We start from the raw sequence: 2,781 nt of genomic DNA, 5'->3' as shown, positions 1-2,781 counted from the left end.
GTATTCCTCCGGCGTACGTACCTTGGGAACGTAGTCGAACATCTCCAATTCTTTTGCAAGATTGGCGATCTGACTGGCCTGTTCCGGCCGGGCGAACAGAACGACCGCGCCCAGCTTCTCGCGCTCGGCCTGATTCAGCGACTGGATGGTACGGCACATCTCATTGATATCGGTCAGGTTTTCGTTCTCAAAAGCCAGCGCCGCGTCAACTTCTTCCGGAAGCTCGCTTTCCAGAAAGCGCAGGCACATATCTTCATATAAGTTGATTCCTGCCCGAGTCATGGCACGCGCCTGCTGTGTCTGTGTGATCGGCAGGTAGAGGTAAGTTGCCGGACTGTCTGCCGGCGCATACCGTAAACTCATCTCCACCTCCATAATGAAGTCCTCGTAGCAATATTCCGGGAAATTACGGCCGTCATAGAGCTGCGACATTTCAAATCCGTTGTCATAGACCACGCCGTAGTGGGTGACCCGCCCGACTTCGCCGTCGAGCAATGCCAGCGCCACCGAGCGGAAGTTCCTGCCCTGCATTTCCTCCATGGACGCCCCGCCGCCCAGCGTCAGGTAGTGCCTGCGTCCAAGAGATTCCAGATTGTTAAAGTCCGTGACCACGGTGGCCTCCTGACAGCAGAAGGTCAGGTTGATGAATTCGTCCACACCATGGAGATTCAACCGGGACGCCATGCCCTGAAACTGTGTTTTCTCATAATCGTCGAAGCTGTCCAGCCGTTTGGCGAGGTAGTCCAGTTCGTCGAGGTTGGCGTCGGTTCTTTCCAATTGTTTCAGTACCGGAAAACAGCCGCTGACTTCTTCAATGCGGCAGTCGCGCTTGACCGCATCGCCGATCTCCAGAGGTTCCAGCAGCGCAATGATGTTGTCGTATTCCGCGCTCGGAATCGGGAAGGGCACTGTGAGCACACCGTATTCCGGGTGATGCTGATTTGACAGTACTGCTTGAAATTGCATGTCGCGTCCTCCTTAAAATACTTTCATTTCAAAGTCCATGCTGCCGTCTGTATCTGGCTCGATTGGCCAACCTTGTTCCAGAGGATTGCTGGAAAACAGATCCTCCAAAAATTTAGCTCCGCCCAGCTGACAGGCTGCTTGGAACGCTTCCTTAATATTGAGGTACTGATGTTCCGCCCGCAGGTAAAAGACAGCTTCACCGATATGCGGGTATGCGCCTTCATAATTGCCAACGGTCAGCTTGCCATCCTGTGAAAGGCGCATATAGTGTCCATTTTCGCCACCGATATAGTAGAGATACTCACCGCTGTTAAGGCGGATGATGGAATCTTCTGTCCAACGGTAGGTGCTGTGTTCTGTGACCGACTGCCAATACTCAAGTTCTCTCTTATCCACTGCGCTTTTCCGCCTTTCTCTGATCGATTATTCGCATATCCGTGCGAAGGCAGCTCTCATCACGATTCCAGCAGATAAAGCCATGCCGGGGATAGGGACAGTTTTTACATCGCTCGAACAAAGTGCAAACGGGACATTCCTCCCGCACAGGCGGATTTTCCGGTGCGAACAGGGGCGGGTGCCTGCGTCGGTTATATTCATGCTTCACTGTTATTTCCTTCCTGAATGCAAAAAAGCGCCGAAGTCTTCATGATGAAAACTTTGGCGCTTTTTATATTGATTTTATTTTACATAGTCGGCTCGGTGAATGCAGATTCCTCCTGCGGCTGCGCTTGCGCAATCCGCTGCTGCAAATCAGGCACGAGATCGGTAATTTGCTCCTGTATTTTGCCAAGGCATTCTTCCCGGTCATAGGTGAGCTCATACGGATGGTCCAGCGCATCCTGAACACATCGATATATTTCTGCGAGGTGCTCCGGTGAGAAGAACTGCTGCTCCCGAACAAGGCCGCTGCGCACGGCGAAATCCTTTTTTGCCGCTTCGTAATTGTTCGACATATAATGCCCCTGGGATACGCCGGTCCGGCCGTAGTCCCAATCCCATGTCACGAACTGAACGCCAAGACGGCTGGGATGACCGGCAAGGACAACACCATTGAAATCGGCCAGCGACCTGTACTCTTCGTCCAGCCCCTGCGCCTTGAGAAGCGGGGCCGCGTCCATGAGCTTCATATACTCCGACACGGTTTCCGCAGTCCGTGTTATTTCGCTCAGCGCATCTTCGCGCTCCACACATCCGATGTCCGCATCCCGGTATCTGATGCCTCCGGTTTCGCTGATCCGGCAGAGGGGAATCCCATCTGCCGATACGGGCAGCAGTCCATTGTCAGGGGCGGAAGTCTCATAACCGTCTTGCCGCAGCACAATGCCGACCTCTGAAAGAAAGCTGGGGTCTTCTTTTAAATTATTCTGTTTCATAGTGCTCACTCCTTATTATTTGTTTTAGAAAAGAAAAAGGCCGGCATTCGCAATGAATGCTGGCCTCATTGAAAATATAGTGACTCTGTTTTGGTCTGTATCATTTTGTGATACAGACCTCCGCAGACACAAAAAATTAACAAAATATTTTTTTAAAAACGCGTCTGCACCGCTGCTTTTTGCCTCAAAAAAGGGTCAAAACAGCCCGCGATTTAGTTCAAGTCCCTACCAACGGGGTGGAACCGCCAGAGTTATCTTTTTTTTGCACTTAAAAAAATAAGCGCGAAAAAGCCCAGAAACCGTTGCGGTTTCTGGGCTTTCCGGCAAGTTATCTTTTTTACTTGCACAATATGGAGCGTAAGACCAATTGAGATATTTGCGGAAATCCATGACTTTCAAGGCTTTGCGGGTCTTCACCCATTATTTTTTTGCCGTTTTGCTG

Annotated in this window: 3 protein-coding genes; all 3 read right to left on the bottom strand. The window is 51.2% G+C overall.

Annotated elements, in window-relative coordinates; genetic code table 11:
* Positions 1–966, bottom strand: a 966-nt coding sequence (locus tag ACOYIE_RS10325; protein ID WP_433412910.1) for a hypothetical protein, incomplete at its 3' end; no start/stop codon positions are given.
* A gap of 12 nt (positions 967–978) precedes the next feature.
* Entirely contained in the window at positions 979–1,362 is a 384-nt protein-coding gene (locus ACOYIE_RS10320) for a hypothetical protein (RefSeq protein WP_195377253.1), read from the bottom strand.
* A gap of 287 nt (positions 1,363–1,649) precedes the next feature.
* Positions 1,650–2,339 (bottom strand): hypothetical protein, encoded by a 690-nt coding sequence (locus ACOYIE_RS10315; protein WP_195377252.1) that lies wholly within the window; start codon positions 2,337–2,339, stop codon positions 1,650–1,652.
* Positions 2,340–2,781: the final 442 nt, after the last annotated feature.

Source organism: Agathobaculum sp., from assembly GCF_050946325.1.
Classification (GTDB): domain Bacteria; phylum Bacillota; class Clostridia; order Oscillospirales; family Butyricicoccaceae; genus Agathobaculum.
The sequence above is the reverse complement of the archived record's forward strand: the minus strand, read 5'-3'. Positions and strand labels throughout refer to the sequence as shown.